Raw genomic sequence first — 19064 nt, 5'->3', positions numbered from 1 at the left:
TGCCTGAAAAGGATGCTTGTTTATGTCGTCGCAAACTCTGGTGTTCCATCCTGCTCCCGCGCCCGTGGAGCCTGTCGTGGCCGAGAAGTGGCCGGTGGATGAAATCGTCGCGCTGTTCGACTTGCCGTTTACCGAGCTGCTCTATCGCGCGCAGCAAGTGCATCGCGAACACTTCAACCCGACCGAAGTGGAACTGGCCACGCTTTTGTCGATCAAGACCGGCGGCTGCTCCGAAGACTGCGGCTATTGCCCGCAGGCGGCGCGCTACGATACCGGCGTGGAAGCGCAAAAAATCCTGCCCCTGGAAACCGTGCTGGAAGCAGCCCGCGAAGCCAAGGCGCATGGCGCCAACCGTTTCTGCATGGGCGCGGCATGGCGCGAGCCGAAAGACCGCGACATGGAAAAGGTCGAAGAGATGGTGCGCGAAGTGAAGGCCCTCGGTCTGGAAACCTGCTGCACCTTGGGCATGCTGAATGAAAACCAGGTCGATCGCCTGCGTAATGCCGGCCTGGATTACTACAACCATAATCTCGATACCGCGCCGGAATTCTACGGCAATATCATTTCCACCCGCGACTACCAGGACCGGCTGGATACCCTGGAACGCGTGCGCGGCGCCGGCATCAAGGTATGCAGCGGCGGCATCGTCGGCATGGGCGAATCGCGCCGCCAGCGCGCCGGCTTGATTGCGCAACTGGCCAACATGGAACCGTACCCGGAATCGGTGCCCGTGAATAACCTGGTGCAGGTGGAAGGCACGCCGTTGCATGGCACCGAGCCGCTCGACCCGCTCGAATTCGTACGCACCATTGCCGTGGCGCGCATCACCATGCCGAAGGCGCGCGTGCGCTTGTCGGCAGGTCGCCGCCAGATGGGCGAAGCGGTGCAAGCCCTGTGCTTCGTTGCCGGCGCCAATTCGATCTTCTATGGCGAAAAGCTGCTCACCACCGGTAACCCGGATATCGATGAAGACCGCGCCTTGCTCGACAAGCTCGGCATGAAGGCGCGCGGCACCGCTGTCGATGCGCGCTGCGAAATCGATAATTAAGCGAGAACTAAGCAATACCTGACCGATGTGCACGAATCAGCGCATCGGTCAGCCTGCAAAAACCTGAGGTGATTTTTCACTCAGCGCGCATCGTTGGCAACGACGATGCGGCGCGCATCCCTGGCGATCACCCGCATTGGCACGCCATCCTTCTGCAATTGCGCATGAATGTCCGGGCGCATGACAGCGATGGCCTTGTTCCCGGCTGAGCGCTTCTTCATCCACTCACGCACAAAATCTTCACGCTGCGGAATCCACAACTGCGGTTCCTTCTGCAAGCCCAGCACCATGCCATCTTCCGCATGCTCAACCATGGTCATGGTGCGGCGCAGGTAAAAGGGCAGGGAATATTCATAGGCGCCGACGGAATAGATCGCGGTATCCGGGCCGATTTCCGCGCTGATCTCATCAAGGTGCTCCAGTCCGGCCTTGTTGCGGCCAAACGGTTCATGCCCGAGCAGCAGCGCGTGTCCGCTGACGAAGCCTGCCAGCGCGATGCTCACAACCGCCGCCGTGCGCATCTTCGCCGACAAGCGAATCGCCAGTATCCCGCCGGTCAGCATCGACATACCCGCAACGACGATCCAGGGCACGTAAGCGTGATACAGCGCGACTTCGGCCGGATCGCGCCGCCTGGGGAAATGCCAGGCCATGCCTAGCATGACAACGCCCACGACGACAGTCAACGCCGCAGCGATGATGAAATCGCGGCGCGGCGCCTTGTCGAGGTAATGGCCTATCAGCATCGCGATTGCCGGGAAAACCGGCAGGATATACGAGGGAAGCTTGCCCTTTGCGATGCTGAAAAAGCAGAAAATAAAAACCGCCCATACCAGCAGCAACTTATCTGGCTGGAACCTGCCGGCTGCTTTGCCCCATCCCGCCCGCAGGCTTTGCAGGCATACCCCCAGCCATGGCAGCACACCGCCCAACAGATAGGGCAGGTAATAATGCCAGGGTGCTTGCCGCAAATGCACATTGCTGGAAAAGCGCTGGAAATGCTCGCGGATGAAAAAGAAATGGAGGAATTCAGGATTGCGCACCGACATCGCCACGAACCATTGCAGGGTGATGGCAAAAAATACCGGCAGCCCCGCAATGACATGCAGCCTCTTCCAGATGGCGAAGTCACGCGTCAGGAGCGCGTACACTACCAGCACCGCACCCGGCAGCACTACGCCAATCAAGCCCTTCGACATCATCGCCAGCCCCAGCCCGGCCCAGCACAGCAGCATGTAGTTGCGCCGCTCGCCATCACTGGCATCATCGCGTTGCGCCAGCAGCAGCGCGCACAGCGCCAGGGTCATCATGGCCGCCAAGCCCATGTCGAGCGAACTGATGTGGCCGGCGGCGATCCAGTACAGACTCGACGCCAGCACGAGGCCGTTGAACAGGCCCGCGCGCCTGCCGAACAGGCGCCAGCCCGTGTACGTGACCATGGCAATCCCGAACAGGCCGCACAGGCCGGTCCACAAGCGCGCCTGCCATTCGCCCAGGCCAAATGCCTGGAAGGTGAGCGCAGTCATCCATGCCTGCAGCGGCGGCTTGCCGTAATACTGGATGCCATTGAGGCGTTGCGAAATAAAGTCGCCGCTGGCCGTCATCTCGCGCGCGATTTCGGCATAACGGCTTTCGTCGGTGGGAATCAGCGTCCGCGCGCCGAGCACGTAACACCACAAGGCGCAACACGCAGCCAGCAGCAGCCAGGCCAGCAGGCGACACAAGCGCCGGGAACCGGAGAAGGCCACCGCCGACGGCTCGCCGGCGTGCAAAGAAGAGGGCGAGGCAGTGGGATTCATCGAGGATGCATGCTCCTGTAGCCCGGGATGGCGGATCAGGTGGCTTCGGAATTGGCGCCGGATGTTTTGGCGGAACGGATCAAGGCAAGGTTACGCAAATAAATCCCGATACCGAGCACCTGGCCAAGGATAAAGACGGGATCCTTGCGATAAATCGAGTAAACGAGCAGCGTCAGCCCGCCCAGGATGCTGAAATACCAGAACGATAGCGGCACCACGCTCTTGCGCTGCCGCTCGCTGTGAATCCACTGGATCACGAAGCGCATCATGAACAAGCCCTGGCCAAGCAGGCCGACCAGCAACCACCAGCTTTCCGTGCTCATGGCACATTCCTTTCCTCTGCCAGTCCGGCCTTCGCTGGCGCGCCATCCGCAGGGCCGCCAAGTATTTTCTGGATCACGTAGATGCGCGAGTCCGAGGCCTCGTAATAGGTCCGCATCAGCATCTCGGTCACGATGCCGGTGCAGATGAATTGCACGCCCGTCAGGAGCAGTATCGCACCCAATACCAGGAGCGGCCGGTTGCCGATCTGCTCTGCACAGACAATTTTAAGGTATGCCAGATAAATCATCGCCGCCGTGCCGCTCAGGCCGCACAGCAGGCCGATCCAGCCGAAGAAGTGCCCAGGCCTGGCGCGAAAGCGCATGAAGAATGACATCGCGATCAGGTCGAGCACGACCCGGATCGTGCGCGACAAGCCGTATTTCGACTTGCCGTGCAGGCGCGGAAAGTGGCTGACCGGCTCTTCGCGGATACGCTCCGCCGCGGTCCGCGTCGCCAGCCAGGTGGGAATGAAGCGATGCATCTCGCCGTACAGGCGCACGCCCTTGATCACCGACGCGCGGAATACCTTGAGCGAGCAGCCATAGTCATGCAACCTGATGCCGGTGACACGGGCAATCAGGCAATTGGCGATCCACGACGGCACCTTGCGTAGCCACACGTGGTCCTGGCGGTTCTGGCGCCAGCCGGCCAGCAGGTCGAGATCCTCGTCCAGCAAGCGCTTTACCATGCGCGGGATATCCTGGGGATTGTTTTGCAAGTCGCCATCCATGGTGACGATGATGCTGCCGCTTGCCATATCGATGCCGGCTTGCATTGCCGCCGTCTGGCCAAAGTTGCGGCGTAACAGCACGGCACAGATTTGGCCGGGAAAACGCGCCGTCACTTCCTGCAAGCGCCGCCGGGTGCCGTCGTGGCTGCCGTCATCCACCAGGATCAGCTGCCATGGCCAGGGCGAATCCTGCAGTGCCGCCTGCACGGCATCGACCAGCGCCAGGACATTCCCCTCTTCGTTATACAGCGGTATCACCAGCGAGAGGGTATGGTGCACATTTTCCTCGGATGATTCCGTGCAAGGTGCCTGCATGGTCAGTAAGCTTGGCATAGGCTGATTGCAGAAAAATAGGCGCTGCATTCTTCAATGTAGATGCCGTATTCATCAAGTCAGGATATTTCTATCCGCATACGGCATACCGGAGCTTCTTTTATAATGTTAGCCACTTAAGTAACCTGCTGCGACCGACTACCAGCGTGCTATTTGCGGCGAGGTGCCCGACGCCGATGCGCGTCCGCAAAGCCCGTCGCAGCGATAACATCGCGTACCATACAAGAAAGGGTAACACTCCAATGATTTCAGCAATTGAAGCACTACAACGTTTGCGCGAGGGGAATCACCGTTTCGTCTCGGATGTGAAAAGCATGGCCACCCTGTCCAGCCAGACGCGCCGCAGCCAGTTGACCGCCGGGCAGGAACCGTTTGCCATCATCCTCGGCTGTTCCGATTCCCGCGTCCCGGCTGAAATCATTTTCGATCAGGGTCTGGGCGACCTGTTTGTCATCCGCGTGGCTGGCAATATCGTCGCGCCGTCGCAGATCGGCAGCGTTGAATTTGCCGCGGAACTGTTCCATACCAGGCTCGTGGTCGTGCTTGGCCATTCCCATTGCGGCGCCATCAAATCCACGATTGAAGAATTGCAGCGCCCTTCCGAAAACCAGTCGCGCAATTTGCGCGCGATCGTCGACCGCGTGCGGCCGTCGGTGGCGCCATTGATGGAGACGGAATTGCGTCATCAGCATGACGAGCTGGTGCACCAGGCCGTGCGCGCCAACATCCGCGCCTCGGCCAATCATCTGCGCCATGGCTCCGAAATCATCGAGCAATTGATCCAGAACGATGGCTTGCTGGTGGTCGGCGCCGAGTATTCGCTCGAAACCGGTGAAGTCGACTTCTTCGACGGCGTGCCGTCCCAGGCTTAATCTTTCGAGCCGGCGCCAAGGCGTCCGGCGTCGGCGGGTCAGATCAGGCTGAATCCGCTCATATCCACGATTCCCGCACCATCGGGTCGTCGCGGTCGCTGCGTTCGATCCTGAACAAGCCCTCCGGTAGCTTGCTGCGCACGTCGTTGAGCGTGTCGCCGATGACAAAATCGGCGGTCGGACGATTCCCCAGCAAGCGGCGGGCGACATATTTATCCGGGAAATCAGGCGGCGCTTCATACACCACCCAAATCGAATCGTCGTCAGCGGAATCGTGATTCTTTGCAGTCATGCCGGTACCTTCCTCAAATGATAGAGCCTTATTAGACCATTGAATCGAACCTCGCATCTGCGTTTTTTCAATCGCAAAAATGTAATTGACCCTGGACAATAGGCCGGGACTGGCTCGGGCAGGCGTTGTGGCCGATAATGCGTATTCACCTGGCTATGGCCGTACGGTGCCGCGAAACGGACATGGTCCGCGCAGCACCATGAGCTTTCCCCTTGTTTTCAGACCTGCCGCGCGCAAGGAGCAGAACATGGCATCCTGGATTATTCCAGCCTTAAAAGCAGTGCTGCCTCATGTGGGCACGATCATCTCGGCGGCCCGGCCGATTTTCACCAAGCCCAAAGCGGAAGGCGGGTCCGTCGGCCTGTCCGTGGATGCGCCGGTACAGCAGCAGATCGCCGAACTCCAGGCGGTCGCCGCGCAAAATGATGCCAACATCCGCGAACTGGCCGAGCAGCTGCAGCGTGCCGTCACGGCGTTGGAAGATGCGGCGCTGGAGGCAGAAAGCCGGGCAAAGCGCATGACGCGCATGTGCATGACCGCAATGATCCTGTCGGTGATTGCCATTGCCACTTCCCTGATCCTGCTCATCAATCGCTGAATTGGTTGCGTCGTGCAGCCCGGCTTGCTTCGCGCCTGGGCGAGCGCAGCATCCAGCGATTAGAATGCTCACTTTATTCCGTTATCAATCCCATACCCATGACGAATGCCCCCTCGCAGGATGAACTCTTGCGCGCCAAGCTCAATGGCGAAACCGCCCGCTTTGCCTGGAAAGAACTGCAGCGCTTCTTTGCCTCCGGCACGGTCATTGCCGTGCATGATGACCTGGACCTGGTTGAGGTTGCCCTGCAAATTGCCAATGACAACAAGGAAGCGGTCGCGCAATGGATGAGTGCCGGTCAGTTGGGCCGCGTTTCCGACGATCAGGCTCAAACTTGGCTGGATGCCGAGGCTGAACTGTGGACCGTGGTCGTCAAGCCATGGATCCTGGTGCAGCAGCGCGCGCATTAATCCGGATGAATTCAGCTTAGCCAGCCTACAAAGCCTATGCCGACATTACGAGTCAATGGAATCGATCTTTATTACGAAGAGCAGGGCAGCGGCGCGCCGCTGGTGATGGTGCCTGGTCTGGGCGGCACGGTCGAGTCATGGCGGGCGCAGATCGCCCACTTCAAGCATCGTTACCGCGTCATTGCGCTGGATAACCGCGGCTCCGGCCGCAGCAGCATGCCGCCCGGTCCCTATACCATGGATGACATGGCGGCAGACCTGGCCGGCTTGCTGGATGCCCTGGATATTACCGAGCCGGTGCGCCTGGTCGGCGTATCGATGGGTGGCGTGCTGGTGCAATGCTTCATTCATCATTATCCCGAGCGGGTCGCGCAACTCGCACTGGTGTCCACCGGCGTCTCCGGCGGCGATCCGCGCATCACCTTTCCTTCGCTTGCCGTCTTGCAGAAACTGGCCTTCCCCGGCGCCACGCCGCGGCAGCGCCTGCAAACCCTGTTCAGCCTGTATTTCCATCCGCGTTATCTGGAAGCGCATCCGGAAGTGTTTGACGAAGCGATACAACTCTACGCCAGGATCGGCGCCCAGCCCGACCATGCAACGCGGGCACAATTACAGGCGGTGCAGGATACCCGACCGTATTACAAGTGGCTGGCGAAAATCAACGTGCCGGTATTGGTCATGCATGGTGAAGACGACGTGGTCTGGCCGGTGAAGAATGCGCATACGCTTGTTAAAGGTATTGGCGACAATGCCGAACTGGCGCTTTTCAAGGAAGCCGGCCATGTGCTGTTCCAGGAAAAGCAGGCGGAATTCAACGCTTGTCTGGAGCGCTTCCTCGAGCAAGGCGTAGCGCAAGCCTGAAAATAAAAAGGGCGCCAACGGCGCCCTGAAAAAACGTTCGTTGCTGCTTAACGTTTGTAGAACCCGCACGACATGACGATATCGCCGACCGTGCCAATGTAAGCAGTCTTGTCCATGGTTTTCTTGGTCATCGGATCAATGAACTTGTAATCTACCCAGCCATTGCCCTGAGTGCGGCCGATTCGCAGCATCTCCATGACGAAATACTTGCCATCGGGGTCTTTGATGACCTTGCCGTCTGTGCCCACCAGGCGCGGGAAAGCGCCATGTATGACGATTTTGTCGGTGTTGTCGCAGGCCGACAAGTACAGATCACGGTCGATCAGCTGGCCGGTCGGGTCGCAGACTTCATCAAAGAAGGCTTGCTTGCCATAGTTGCGCAGGATTTCGCAGCCGCGCTCGACCAGCGCCCGAGCATCTTCAGCATTGCCGAATTCCCGTTCGCCCAGGTTGAAAACTGAGACGGCCTCGCTGAGGCGTACCGCCTGATCCTGCAGGGTGACCACGGTCTTGGCTGCCTGCTCGACCAGGTTGGCATTTTGCTGCGTCATGCCATCGATCTGCATGACTGCCTTGTTGATTTCCTCGATACCGCTGCTCTGCTCGGCGCTGGCGGCGGCAATCTCGCTCATGATGTCTTCCACGCGCTTGACGCTGGAGACAATATCCTTCATGGCGTCGCCAGCTTCGTCAACCTGATGGCTGCCGGCATCGACCTTGCTGACCGAGTCGCCGATCAGCGTCTTGATTTCCTTGGCCGCCGAAGCCGAGCGCTGTGCCAGCGTGCGCACTTCCGCCGCCACCACGGCAAAGCCGCGTCCCTGCTCGCCGGCGCGCGCTGCTTCCACCGCTGCATTCAAGGCGAGAATATTGGTTTGAAAAGCGATGCCATCGATGACGGAAATGATGTCGACGATCTTGCGCGAGCTTTCCTTGATCGACCCCATGGTGGCCACGACGTTATCGACCACTTGGCCGCCCTTGACGGCGGATTCGGCAGCGTGCGACACCAGTTGGTTGGCCTGGCGGGCATTGTCGGCATTCTGGCGCACGGTCGAAGTCAGTTCTTCCATCGACGACGCCGTCTCTTCCAGCGAGCTGGCCTGCGCTTCGGTGCGTCCGGACAGGGCGGTATTGTCGCCATTGATGAATCCGGCGGAAGTCGCCACAGCGGTGGTGCCGGAACGGACCTTGGAGACGATCTCGAACATGCGCTCGCTGATTTCCTGCAGCGCTTGCTGCAGTTCCAGCAATTCGCCCTGACCGCGTGCGCTGATCGGTTCGCTGATGTCGCCTGCCGCCATGCGCTTGCTGACTGCGATGGCTTCCTGCAGCGGGCCGCTGATGCTGCGGCCGATCCACCATGCGCACAGCATGCCGACCACAAGCATGCCAGCACCGCTCGCGATGATGACTGTGCGGCTGGCATCAGGTGCAGCGGTCGATAATGCCAGCAAGGTCATGCCGACCAAAAAAGCCAGCAGGATACCGAACCCGATGCGCAGCCGGGTGCGAATTGTCACGTTTGCCAAATTCATTTGCCTCGGTCTCTCCAGATTGAGCATGACAAAGCCATGCGCTTGGGAAAGCGGCATATGATTGTTATTTTATTGCCAACATTCCCTCGATTACCGAATCATTGTACCGGTTTGTTTTCCGAAGGAAATCGAGAAAAGGTTAGAAAAGGTAAATAAGCTCTGGATTTTGGCGCCGATGTCGCACTTGCGCATCGGCGCCGGCCAATATGTGGCTAGGCAGCTTGCTTATTAGTGAAATAGGCTTTTAAAGCCTTACGGTCGAGTTTGCCGACCGGAGTCAAGGGGATGGCGTCGGCAATGGCCACCGTTTTGGGGACTTTGTAGGAAGCCAGCAATTCCTTGCAATGCGTACGCAAGTCTGCCTCGGTGGCATATTTGCCAGGAGTGAGCACTACCATGGCAACCGGGATTTCTCCCCACTTTTTGTCGGGAATGCCGGCGCAGATGGCCGCTGCCACGGCCGGATGACTGCGTAGTGCATTCTCGATCTCTTCCGGAGAGACATTCTCGCCGCCCGTGATGAACATGTTGTCGGCGCGGCCAACGATGGAGACCAAGCCTTCCTCGTCGCAGACAGCCAGGTCGCCGCTGTAGATCCAGCCATCCTGGTCGAGAATCTTGGCAGTGCGTTCCGGATCGTTCAGATAGCCATCGAAGTTATGGTAGCTGCGCAGGCACAGCACGCCGATCTTGCCCGGAGGCAATGGTGTGTTGTGGTCTTCTTCGGAGACGATTTTGTAATCGCAGCAGAAGAAGGGCGTGCCGACCTTGCGCGAATTGGCTTTCACATGCTCCAGGCCCGGCTCGCGCGCCAGGAAGGCGAAATTGGATGGGCCTGCTTCCGTCAAGCCATAAGCCTGGTTGGTAGAAATGCCGCGATCCCAGAATGGCTGCAGGGTTTCGTTAGAGCACGGCGCCGCCGCAGTCGTGATCAGCTCGATGCCCGAGAAATCGGTCTTTTCGAATTTTGGATGTGCCACCAGCATTTGCAGCATGGCTTCCACGACACCGAGACGGTTGATGACTTTTTGATCAACCATGTCGAGAATTTGTCCGGCGTCGAATTGCCTGAGCGGGATCGCCAGGCTATTGCGCATGAAGAGGCAGAAAAAGACATTCCAGCCGCCGACATGGAACAGGGGGAACAGCACCAGCTCGCGGCTGTGTCCCGAGCCGGCACACATGAGCAAGGCTTCGAAGGCATTCCACATCATTTGGCGATGAGAAATGATGCAAACCTTCGGCACGGCCGTGGTGCCGCCGGTATGGATATACAGGAAGGGATCATTCATGGCGACCGGCACCTTGACGTCCCGCGGCTCGGTAGCCAGGATCGCATCATAGGCTGCGGCATTGTCGCCATCGCCAAACTGAATCACCGTCGGGCGTTGCTCGGGGAGGACGCTGTCGTCGACCAGCGTGGCAAACACATCTTCGATGAACAGCGTTTTCAAGGTTTCACGCTGCATCAGGTCGCGCAGTTCGGGTTTTTGCAAGCGATAGGAAAGCGGACTGAGAATAGCGCCGATCTTGCCGCAAGCAAAGAAGAGATCGATGCATTCCATGCGGTTGCGCGAGATGAGGCCGACGCGGTCGCCTTTGCTGATACCGAGCTTATCTACCAGATAGGTCGCCACACGATTGGCGCGTTCATCGATTTGCTTGTAGGTATAACGAGCACCGGTATGCGGGTCGAAAATGGCTTCAATATTCGGCGTCAGCAGTGCTTTTTTGCCAGAATAATCGCCGACCCAATCCATCGGCAACGCATCGTAATTACGCGCGTCGGTCATGCATCTCTCCTTTAGTAAGGCTTGTTCGAAAGTGATCTTCAATACTTTCAAGCCTGGTTGTCCCTGTGCAATGCGGTCTGTGACCATTTGCAATTTTTATAATTGCGGAAAGTCTAAATGGCTGGGTAGGCATTGTCCACTCGTAAAAATGCTATATAAAAAATTTCAGCTGGCTAATCCGAGCAGACAGGCAATCTTCGGTGACTTGGTACACTTCCCGGCATAATGACGTCTGGCAGCTTAGGCTTAAGCGGCGATATATTGCCTTTTATTAAAATGTTAACATTGATGCAAGTTAAAACGGATGACTTTACGTTGGTATCAGCCTGAACAGGCAATAACCGGGCCGTCATACAGCCCTTGGTTCAAAATTTTAGCGACGGTCGTGTCGATTGCTCTGGCTGGTTATGGCATTTCGGTCGCGGTTCGGTTCCCGATCCTGCAATTCGGCATCGGGGTCAAATTGCTGTTGCTGGGAGCCGCAGTCATGCTGGGCGTGAGTTATTACTGGTTTTTGCGGGCACGCACGACCATCGATGATAAAGGCATCCGCCAAACCTGGCTCTATACCAAGCAGGTGGCCTGGTCTGACGTCAGGGGCGTGAAAATGCTGGGCATTCCTTATGCCAGCGGGATTTTTCCACCGCGCCTGGTCGTCCGCACCGGCAATTCCTTCATGACTTTCAATGGCGGTAACCAAGCCTTGCTGATCGAGTTTGCCAAGCTCGCGCTGGCCTATCAAAACACGCGCTAGCCTGCGCAGCGTGCGACAGCAGGAAGCAGTGCTTTTGCCTACTGTCGCACCGATCTGGTGCGTGCTTGTGCAGTGTGTTTTTGCCTGTTCAGGAAAGGGCAGGCACGCTTTCCATTGATGTTCCATTTTGGTGAGGCTTGTTGTGTTCGGGATGGCCCGAATGTTGCTTTATGGATACAAAACATCAAGCAATAGACCGCCATGAATTCCAAACTGCCGCCGCTACAAGCCCTGGTGCCGACTTCGGCTTCAGTCCCGCATGCTGCCGTACCCGTGCTGGCCGAGCTCGCCTATCCGGATGCCATGGAAACCGTTGCCGGCTTTGGTCGCTGGTGGTTTGATCTGCGCGAGGAACAACTCATCCTGTCGCATGGCGCGGCGCAATTCCTCGAAGTCGATCCCGGCCTGCACAGGTCGCTGGAAGAGTGTTTTACCAATGTCGTGCCCGAAGACATGCTCCAGCTCACCACGGCACTCATGCAAGCCAAGCTGCCGGGCGTGCTGATCGATTACCAGTTCCGCGTGCTGCAGGGGACGCGCGGCTTGCGCTGGCTGCGGATGCAATCGGTGCCGGCGGCAGGCGCAACGCCGGGCATGCATGCCGGCGTCGTGGTGGATGTTACTGCGGCCAAGCACGTGGAAATGCGCGAACGCTTCAGCTATGCCATGACGCAGTCGCTGGTCGGCGCCGATTCGCTGGATGAGGCGGTGCCGAAGGTAATCCAGCTGGTATGCGAAAACCTCGGCTGGGAGTGGGGAGCCTATTGGCAAATGCGCAAGATCCAGCAAGGGCCGTACGAGTCGGCGCAACTGGTTTGCCAGTACCACTGGAGCCACTCCGACTATGCGCTGGCAGAATTCGACAACGCGAGTGCGCGCGTACGGATGGCGCCCAGCGAAGGCTTCGTCGGCCATGTCTGGAGCACCGGGCAGGCAGGCTGGATCGAGGACATGAAAAGCGACCACAGCTTCCTGCGGCGCGACGCGGCGCGCGAATGCGGGCTGGAGTCAGGCTATGCCTTTCCGGTTTCCTATGTCGCGGCGGACGGCCAGCGGCACAATGTCGGCGTGCTGGAGTTCTTCAGCACGCTGACCCGCCAGCACGATGCCCAATTGCCCAACCTGTCGGCGGTCATCGGCGGCCTGATCGCCCAGGCGGTGCAGCGCATGGAGCAGCAAGACTTGATGCGCCAGCTGGCGCAGACGGATGACCTCACCGGACTCGCCAACCGCAGTTATTTCCATCAGCTCCTCGGCGAAATGAGCGAGGAGGCAGGCCGTACCGGCAAGCTGTTCGGCCTGCTGTATATCGACCTGGATCGCTTCAAGCCGATCAACGATGCCTTCGGCCATGATGCGGGCAATCTGGTGTTGCGCGACTTTGCCAGGCGCCTGCAGCCGCTGGCCCGAAAAGGCGTGCGCATCGGCAGGCTGGGCGGCGATGAGTTTGCCATTCTGGCGCCCCTGGATAGTGCCGACGGCGCGGCGGTGAATGCTTCCTTGTCGGACCTGGCGGAACACGTGCTGCATGCCGCTGGCACGCCATCGCTATTCGAAGGCCAGGAGTTGAAAGTATCCGCCAGCGTCGGCATCAGCGTATTCGGCGAGAATGGTTGGACCCCGCAGGAACTGTTGCGCAGCGCGGATGAAGCCATGTATCGCAGCAAGAAGGCCGGGCGCAACGCCTATTGTTTCTGCTCCGAGAGCGGCACGCGCCTGATCGCCCAGCAACAGACTTCGCTGGCGCAGCAATTGACCATGGAAGCGGAACTGCATCGGGCGCTGGCGCAGAATGAATTCTTCCTCGAATACCAGCCGGTGTTCGACTTTTATGGCAACCGGATCGTCGCCGTGGAAGCCTTGCTGCGCTGGCGCAAGCCGGGCGGCGAGCTGGTGCTGCCGGGGAGCTTTATTCCGATTGCCGAAAAGAGCCGCTTGATTGTACAGATCGGCCGCTGGGTCGTGCGCCAGGCTTGCCGCGATCTGGGCGTCATGCACCGCGCCGGTTTTCCCGAACTGCGCGTCAACGTCAACATGGCGGCGCCGGAATTCATCAATCTGCGGTTGCCGTATGAGCTCGCCGACGTCGTGGCCGCCAGCGGCATCGCCTCGCGCCATGTCTGCCTGGAGCTGACCGAAGGCATGGTCATGAAGCAGCCGGAAAAAGTCGTGCCGGTCATGCAAATGCTGCGGCAGCTGGGTTTCCAGATCAGCCTGGATGATTTCGGCATCGGCCATTCCTCGCTGTCGCGCCTCAAAAAACTGCCCATTACTTCAATGAAGATCGACCGCTTGTTCGTCGCCGGCCTGCCGGACGACCGTGGTGACGGCGCCATCGTGCGCTCCATCCTCGACCTGGGACGGCATATGAAGCTCGACGTGGTGGCCGAAGGCATCGAAAACGATGCGCAACTGCTGTATCTGACCCAGTTCGGCTGCACCTACCTGCAAGGCTACCTGCTGAGCAAGCCGCTGCCCTTGAATGAGCTGATCGGCAGCCATGCCGCCATACACAATTTATTAGCATCGAGATCGCATCATGGATAAGAGCACGCCCTTGCAGATCGATAACTTTCTCCCTTATATGCGCGACGTGACCCGTTGCGAGCAGTCGCTGCATGAGCTGAACCTGATGTGGCGCATGATCGAGGCCTCGGCGAAAATGAATTGTCCGAACGAGGCTAAGGCGATCCTGCCGACCATGGCCGCGACCCGCGAGGGCTTCAATCGCCTGGAGCAGGAGCTCGTGACCAGCCTGGTGCGCGAGAAAGTGGCGACCGTGCTGGCCAAGATCGGCGCCAAGGCGCAGTATGTCATCGATATCGTGGTGCGCAACCTGTACGAGCGCACGGCCGACGTCGGCTTCCTGGCGACGGACCGCAAGCTCTGCGAATTCGTCGCCGGCGACACCGACGATGTCGCTGCCATTCGCTACCGTTTGCGCGCCTATCGTAACAAGTACACGGTCTACGACGAAATCCTGCTGCTCGATACGAAGGGCAATGTGCTGGTGCAGATCGATGAGGAAAGTCCGGTCGAAGGCAGCGTCGATCCGCTGATTGCGCAGTCGCTCCGCACTGCCGGCTATGTGCAGACTTTCCGCGCCACGGATCTGCGTCCGAGCAAGAAGCAGGCGCTGATTTATTCGCAGCGCATGCTGCATCCGCAGACAGGCGAAGTGGTCGGCGTGCTTTGCCTGTGCTTCAACTTCGAAGAAGAAATGGCCGGCATCTTCCGTTCGCTGCGTGAAGAGGAAGACCGTTTCAACATGCTGCTCTTGGATGGCGGCAACCGGGTGATTGCCAGCGCCGACCGTAGCTGGATCGATGTCGGTGCGGTGGTGCCGGTCAACCGCGACGGCAGTTCGCGCCTGATGGTCTATGGCGGCCGCGAATATCTGGTGCGGACATTTTCCGCCGCCGGTTATCAGGGTTACATGGGGCCGCCGGGATGGCAGGGCCAGGTGATGATACCGGTCGAGGTGGCGTTTACCGGCGAGGCTAGTCATGCGCTGGACGATCTCGGCGCCGACAGCGCGGAAGGCTTGCTGAGTCATGCGCGCTCGTTCTGTCCGCCACTGTTCGAGATCATGACGGCGGCCGACACTATCCGGCGCGTGGTCTGGAATGGCCAGGTCATGACCGCCGGCCAGCACGGCGAACTGCAAAAGCTCAAGACGATCCTCGAGCAGATCGGCGAAACCGGCAGCCGCAGCAATGAACTGTTTTCGCAATCGATTCGGGATTTGTACCAGACCGTCATCGGCTCGAACCTCAATGACGCCGAATTCGTTTCGCACTTGCTGGTCGACCTATTGGACCGCAACCTGTATGAACGCTCGGACGATTGCCGCTGGTGGGCGCTGACGCCGGAATTGCGCCTGCGCCTGGCGGAGCAGGAACTCGATCTGGAGTCGACGCAGCAGATCACCGCCATCCTGGATTACATCAACCGGCTTTACACCGTCTACACACGCATTTTCGTGTATGACCGCGACGGCGTGATTATCGCCAGCAGCCGCGACGGCGAAGGAGATGCTTCAATCGTCGGCACGATGCTCGACGCCGAAACGCTGGCGCAGGTGACAGCCCTGCGCGGCGAGCAGAATTACCATGTCAGCGCATTTTCCTCCAGCCAGTTGTATGACGGCGCACCGACGTACATCTATCATGCCGCCATCCGCGATCCGCACCATGACGGCATGGTGGTGGGCGGCATCGGCCTCGTGTTCGACAGCACGATCGAATTTTCCGCCATGCTGCAAAGCTGCCTGGCAGGCAAGGAGGCAGCCCATGCCTTTTACATCGATCGGCAGGGGCGCATCATTTCCAGCACCGATCCGGCGCGTCCGGTCGGCAGCATGCTGGAAATCGATCCGGGCTTGCTCAAACTTCCCAACGGCAGCGGCGCTTCGCGCATCGTCGAGCACGATGGCCACTATGCCGTGATGGGCTGCACGGTATCCAGCGGCTACCGGGAATTCAAGAAGACGGATGGCTATGTCGATGATGTGCTGGCAGTGGTGTTCACCTATTTTGGCCAAGTGCGCCAGATCGCGGCAAAGAGCAGGCAGGAGGCCATTGTCGACGCCGGCAGCGGCGGCCATGAATTTGCCACCTTCTTCGTCAACGGCGCCATGTTCGCCATCGACGCCGAACATGCACAGCAAGCCTTGCCGGTGCAGCGCATCTCGCGCGTGTCGATCGGCGGCCGCAGCGAACGGGTCGGCATCATTTCGCTGGAACAGCAAGGGGAAGAAAAGCGCTATGCCTGGGTCTACGATCTCGGCCACCTGATGCGCGGCACGCCTTCGCCAATGGAAGCCGCCAGTCAGGTCATCATCGTGAAGCATGGCGACCAGATGATCGGGCTGCTGGTGGAAGACTTGCACGGCGTGCCCGAGTTCGAGGCCGCGCAAATCGTCGCGACTCCCCTGGCCAATGGCGCGGGCGGTATGCTGATCACCCAGGTGATCAAGGCCAATGGCGGCGACCTGCTGATCCAGGTAATCAATATCGATTACCTGTTCGCCGTGCTGAGCGACCCGCTGGCGCCGAATGCGCCCTTGCTGCCCGATGCCGCGGCGGTGTTCGAGATGCGCCTGGCGGCATGATGCGATTGAGGCCTCAGCAGCACACCAGGCGGTACGTGCCGCGGCCGGCTTCCTTGGCTTCGTAGAGCGCCTGGTCAGCCTGGCTGATCAGGGATGCCGGCGACTGGGGCGGATTCTGACAATAGGCAATGCCGATACTGGTGCCGATCTGCACGGGATGGCCTTCTACTGCGAAGGGCGCCTCGACATTGGCAATGATTTTGCTGGCGATAGTTTCGGCAGCATCCGGGCTGCCGATCTTTTCAAAGATGATCACGAATTCATCGCCCGCCAGCCGGCACGCCGTATCGGTTTGCCGCACGCTCGCCTTCAGGCGTCGCCCGAACTCCTTGAGCACCTCGTCACCGCCGGCATGGCCAAGGCTATCGTTGATCAGCTTGAAATGGTCGACATCCAGGAACATGATCGCCATCGGCTCGCCCGACCGATGACACCGCATGATGGCTTCATGCAGCTTCTCGTTCATGAGATAGCGGTTCGGCAAGCCGGTCAGCGCATCGAAGCGCGCCATTTGCTGTAATCGCTGCTGCACGTCCTTTGCGGCAGTTATATCCATGGACAAGGTGTAAATGCCGGCCACCGTGCCGTCGCTCGTGATGTCGGGCACGTAAGTATTCTGCAAGTGGCGCCTGACGCCATTGGTGTCCGAGCTCACCTCGAATTCCACCCTTTCTCCGGCAAGTGCCCGTTCCATGTATTTCTCGCGTTGGGCGAAATTAAATGGGCCGATGGCGGCGTTCACGGGCTTGCCGAGTACGTCGCTGGCCGGCGTGCCAAACCATTCCTCAAAGGTGTGATTGCAAAAGCCGATCTTGTATTCCGGATCGATATAGGTGATCAATACCGGCACATTGTCGGTAATGGCGCGCAGGCGCCGCTGGCTGTCCGACAGGCGTTGCAGGAGAGGACGCACCGCCAGGCGCAGGGTCAGGGTGCCGAATGCCACCAATATGATCAGCGCTGCTGCGAGCAGCTGGATTTTTTGCCTGAGCGGCGCGTACAGCGTTTCGAGATCCATCGTTATCACCAGCCCGAGGCCGAATTCCTGCAATGGCGCGTAGGCGGCAAAGATTCTGTTCTGGCGCGCATCCCGGGTGGTCACGATGCCGCTCTGGCCCAGCAACGCCAGCTCGATCGGCGTCGCGATGCCCGGCGGGCCGGGAAGCGGCATGCTGGTAACCGCATCGGTGAGTCGGCTTGGCGCGCATATCGCCGCGTTGTTATCGCGGCTGCACAGCAAGGCATCGGCAGAAGCATGGCTGACCTGCAGGTCATGGAGCAACTTGTCGAAATCCGGCAAGCGTTGTTCGACCACGATGGTGCCGACTGTGTGGCCCTCTGCGATCAACTTGTTTTCCGTGTGCAGCAGGTAGCCATCCTGCCACACCAGGTAGGCAGTCTGCTCGGCGCGACTCAGGCGATGGGCCAGCGCTGCTTGGTCATGCAGCATGGCCCCACCCGCGGCGGCAACCAGCCGGCCGCCGGCATCGTACAGTCGCACGCCGTCCAGGCCGACCGCGGACAGGTAAGCGATATGTTCCGCCACGGAGGCGCGCGCAGCCTTGTCATGCGGCTGCTTTTGCAGCTGGATCAGGTTGCGGCGAAGGCCTGGATTGGCACCAATCGTGCGATGCAATGCCAGCTTGTTTTCCAGCATATTGCCAAGCGCAGCCACATTGGACGTGACGCTCAGCCGAATGCTCTCTGCCAGCGCATCCTCGAAGGCATCCCGCATGACGGCAAAACCCGCAATGCCTCCTGCCAGCGCGACAATGACGAGCGTCGCAATGGCACGGCGGGTTGCGCGCTCCCAGTACTGGCGCGTCTTCAATTGATGGTGGCTCAGGATGCTTTGCTGCAGCAGCCACACGCCGTAGCTCAGCAGGCTGATGCCGAGCGCCGTCGGCACGGTCATCTGGTTATATTTCGGCAGGTGGTAGAAGGTTTCCAGCTGCAGGAAATGGCCGGCCAGCCCGGTTAAGCCGATCAGCATCGGCACCAGGATCAGCGTCAGCACGATGCGGTAGTAACGGATGTCGTCCCGCTTGCGCCGCAGGAGGAACAGGGCGCTGCCAACACTCAGGAAGGCCAGCGCGGCTTGCGGGGATAGCCGGCCCGGATGCGGCCTGCCTTCGGTCGGCACGACTGGCAGCCTAACAAAATTGATGCCCAAATTGATGCCGAACAGATGCTGAAGCAGCTGCAGCAGCGGCAGAATGAGCACTAGCCAGCCACACAGGCGCAAGAGTATCTTGAGCGGCGCGGCATAGTGGTCGCGCTCGGGATAAAAAACGCAGCAAATGCCCGCGGTCAGCAACAGCAATGGCGCATTCAATTCCATCGCTGCCGCACCCGGAATCAGGCGGGTGATCGTTGCATCGTTCAATATCCAGCGAAACACCAGGATGGCGCCGAAAAGCGCAACGAGCAACCCGATGCTTTGGTGCGCTTGCCAGGGCGTTTTTTTCATTAATGCGACTGTGTCTCAGTATGGTGACTGATCGTAGCATACGATTTCGCGCTGAAAATGCGACAAATCACCGGTTTTATCCTGAATTTAGGAACGACCGTTCTTTTTGACGCATAATCAAGCAGTTCG

The 19064-nt window shown here is 59.3% G+C and carries 15 protein-coding genes; 8 read left to right on the top strand and 7 right to left on the bottom strand.

All coding sequences use genetic code 11. The features are described 5' to 3' along the window. Positions 1–22: 22 nt before the first annotated feature. Positions 23–1048: a biotin synthase BioB gene (gene bioB, locus EDC30_RS08370; protein WP_132258368.1), complete on the top strand. Its 1026-nt coding sequence runs from the start codon at positions 23–25 to the stop codon at positions 1046–1048. Between the two features lie 80 nt (positions 1049–1128). Here bioB and EDC30_RS08365 read toward each other — a convergent pair whose 3' ends face one another. From EDC30_RS08365 to EDC30_RS08355, 3 genes are read right to left on the bottom strand one after another with little or no spacing between them, the layout of a single operon-like run. Next, positions 1129–2847, bottom strand: a complete 1719-nt coding sequence (locus EDC30_RS08365) for an ArnT family glycosyltransferase (RefSeq protein ID WP_132258367.1) — start codon at positions 2845–2847, stop codon at positions 1129–1131. A gap of 35 nt (positions 2848–2882) precedes the next feature. Beyond that, positions 2883–3170, bottom strand: a complete 288-nt coding sequence (locus EDC30_RS08360; protein ID WP_132258366.1) for a lipid-A-disaccharide synthase N-terminal domain-containing protein — start codon at positions 3168–3170, stop codon at positions 2883–2885. After that, the gene (locus EDC30_RS08355; protein WP_243656696.1) at positions 3167–4234 is read right to left on the bottom strand and encodes a glycosyltransferase family 2 protein; all 1068 of its coding nucleotides are present in this window, start codon (positions 4232–4234) and stop codon (positions 3167–3169) included. The genes EDC30_RS08360 and EDC30_RS08355 overlap by 4 nt, the downstream gene beginning before the upstream one ends. A 242-nt stretch (positions 4235–4476) precedes the next feature. On the opposite strand from EDC30_RS08355, the gene EDC30_RS08350 reads away from it, so the two are divergent. Continuing rightward, positions 4477–5106: a carbonic anhydrase gene (locus tag EDC30_RS08350; protein ID WP_132258365.1), complete on the top strand. Its 630-nt coding sequence runs from the start codon at positions 4477–4479 to the stop codon at positions 5104–5106. A gap of 58 nt (positions 5107–5164) precedes the next feature. Here the strand turns inward: EDC30_RS08350 and EDC30_RS08345 are convergent, their stop codons facing one another. Next, positions 5165–5398 (bottom strand): hypothetical protein, encoded by a 234-nt coding sequence (locus EDC30_RS08345; protein WP_132258364.1) that lies wholly within the window; start codon positions 5396–5398, stop codon positions 5165–5167. 247 nt (positions 5399–5645) lie between these two features. Between EDC30_RS08345 and EDC30_RS08340 the strand changes: the two genes are divergently transcribed. The 3 genes from EDC30_RS08340 (at position 5646) to EDC30_RS08330 (ending at position 7267) form a co-directional block, all read left to right on the top strand. Beyond that, positions 5646–5996, top strand: a complete 351-nt coding sequence (locus EDC30_RS08340) for a hypothetical protein (protein WP_132258363.1) — start codon at positions 5646–5648, stop codon at positions 5994–5996. 98 nt (positions 5997–6094) lie between these two features. Further along, positions 6095–6406: a DUF2288 domain-containing protein gene (locus EDC30_RS08335; protein WP_132258362.1), complete on the top strand. Its 312-nt coding sequence runs from the start codon at positions 6095–6097 to the stop codon at positions 6404–6406. A 36-nt stretch (positions 6407–6442) separates the two neighbouring features. Continuing rightward, positions 6443–7267 carry an alpha/beta fold hydrolase gene (locus EDC30_RS08330; RefSeq protein ID WP_132258361.1) on the top strand — a complete coding sequence of 275 codons (825 nt, stop codon included), beginning with the start codon at positions 6443–6445 and terminating at the stop codon, positions 7265–7267. A gap of 47 nt (positions 7268–7314) precedes the next feature. Here EDC30_RS08330 and EDC30_RS08325 read toward each other — a convergent pair whose 3' ends face one another. Next, positions 7315–8805, bottom strand: a complete 1491-nt coding sequence (locus EDC30_RS08325; RefSeq protein ID WP_165973767.1) for a methyl-accepting chemotaxis protein — start codon at positions 8803–8805, stop codon at positions 7315–7317. Between the two features lie 212 nt (positions 8806–9017). Continuing rightward, entirely contained in the window at positions 9018–10598 is a 1581-nt protein-coding gene (locus tag EDC30_RS08320) for an AMP-binding protein (RefSeq protein WP_165973766.1), read from the bottom strand. 385 nt (positions 10599–10983) lie between these two features. Here EDC30_RS08320 and EDC30_RS08315 point away from each other — a divergent pair, with 385 nt between their 5' ends. The 3 genes from EDC30_RS08315 (at position 10984) to EDC30_RS08305 (ending at position 16465) form a co-directional block, all read left to right on the top strand. Beyond that, entirely contained in the window at positions 10984–11352 is a 369-nt protein-coding gene (locus EDC30_RS08315; RefSeq protein ID WP_243656695.1) for a hypothetical protein, read from the top strand. A gap of 201 nt (positions 11353–11553) precedes the next feature. Further along, positions 11554–13899 (top strand): putative bifunctional diguanylate cyclase/phosphodiesterase, encoded by a 2346-nt coding sequence (locus EDC30_RS08310; protein ID WP_132258358.1) that lies wholly within the window; start codon positions 11554–11556, stop codon positions 13897–13899. Further along, complete coding sequence (locus EDC30_RS08305) at positions 13892–16465, top strand: chemotaxis protein CheW (protein WP_132258357.1); 2574 nt, start codon at positions 13892–13894, stop codon at positions 16463–16465. Before EDC30_RS08310 ends, EDC30_RS08305 begins: the two co-directional genes overlap by 8 nt. 13 nt (positions 16466–16478) lie before the next feature. Here EDC30_RS08305 and EDC30_RS08300 read toward each other — a convergent pair whose 3' ends face one another. Then, positions 16479–18935 carry a GGDEF domain-containing protein gene (locus tag EDC30_RS08300; RefSeq protein WP_132258356.1) on the bottom strand — a complete coding sequence of 819 codons (2457 nt, stop codon included), beginning with the start codon at positions 18933–18935 and terminating at the stop codon, positions 16479–16481. Positions 18936–19064 lie beyond the last annotated feature (129 nt).

This window comes from Paucimonas lemoignei (assembly GCF_004342585.1).
Taxonomy (GTDB): Bacteria; Pseudomonadota; Gammaproteobacteria; order Burkholderiales; family Burkholderiaceae_D; genus Paucimonas; species Paucimonas lemoignei.
Note: the sequence above shows the minus strand (reverse complement) of the source record. Positions and strands in the feature narration are given on the sequence as shown.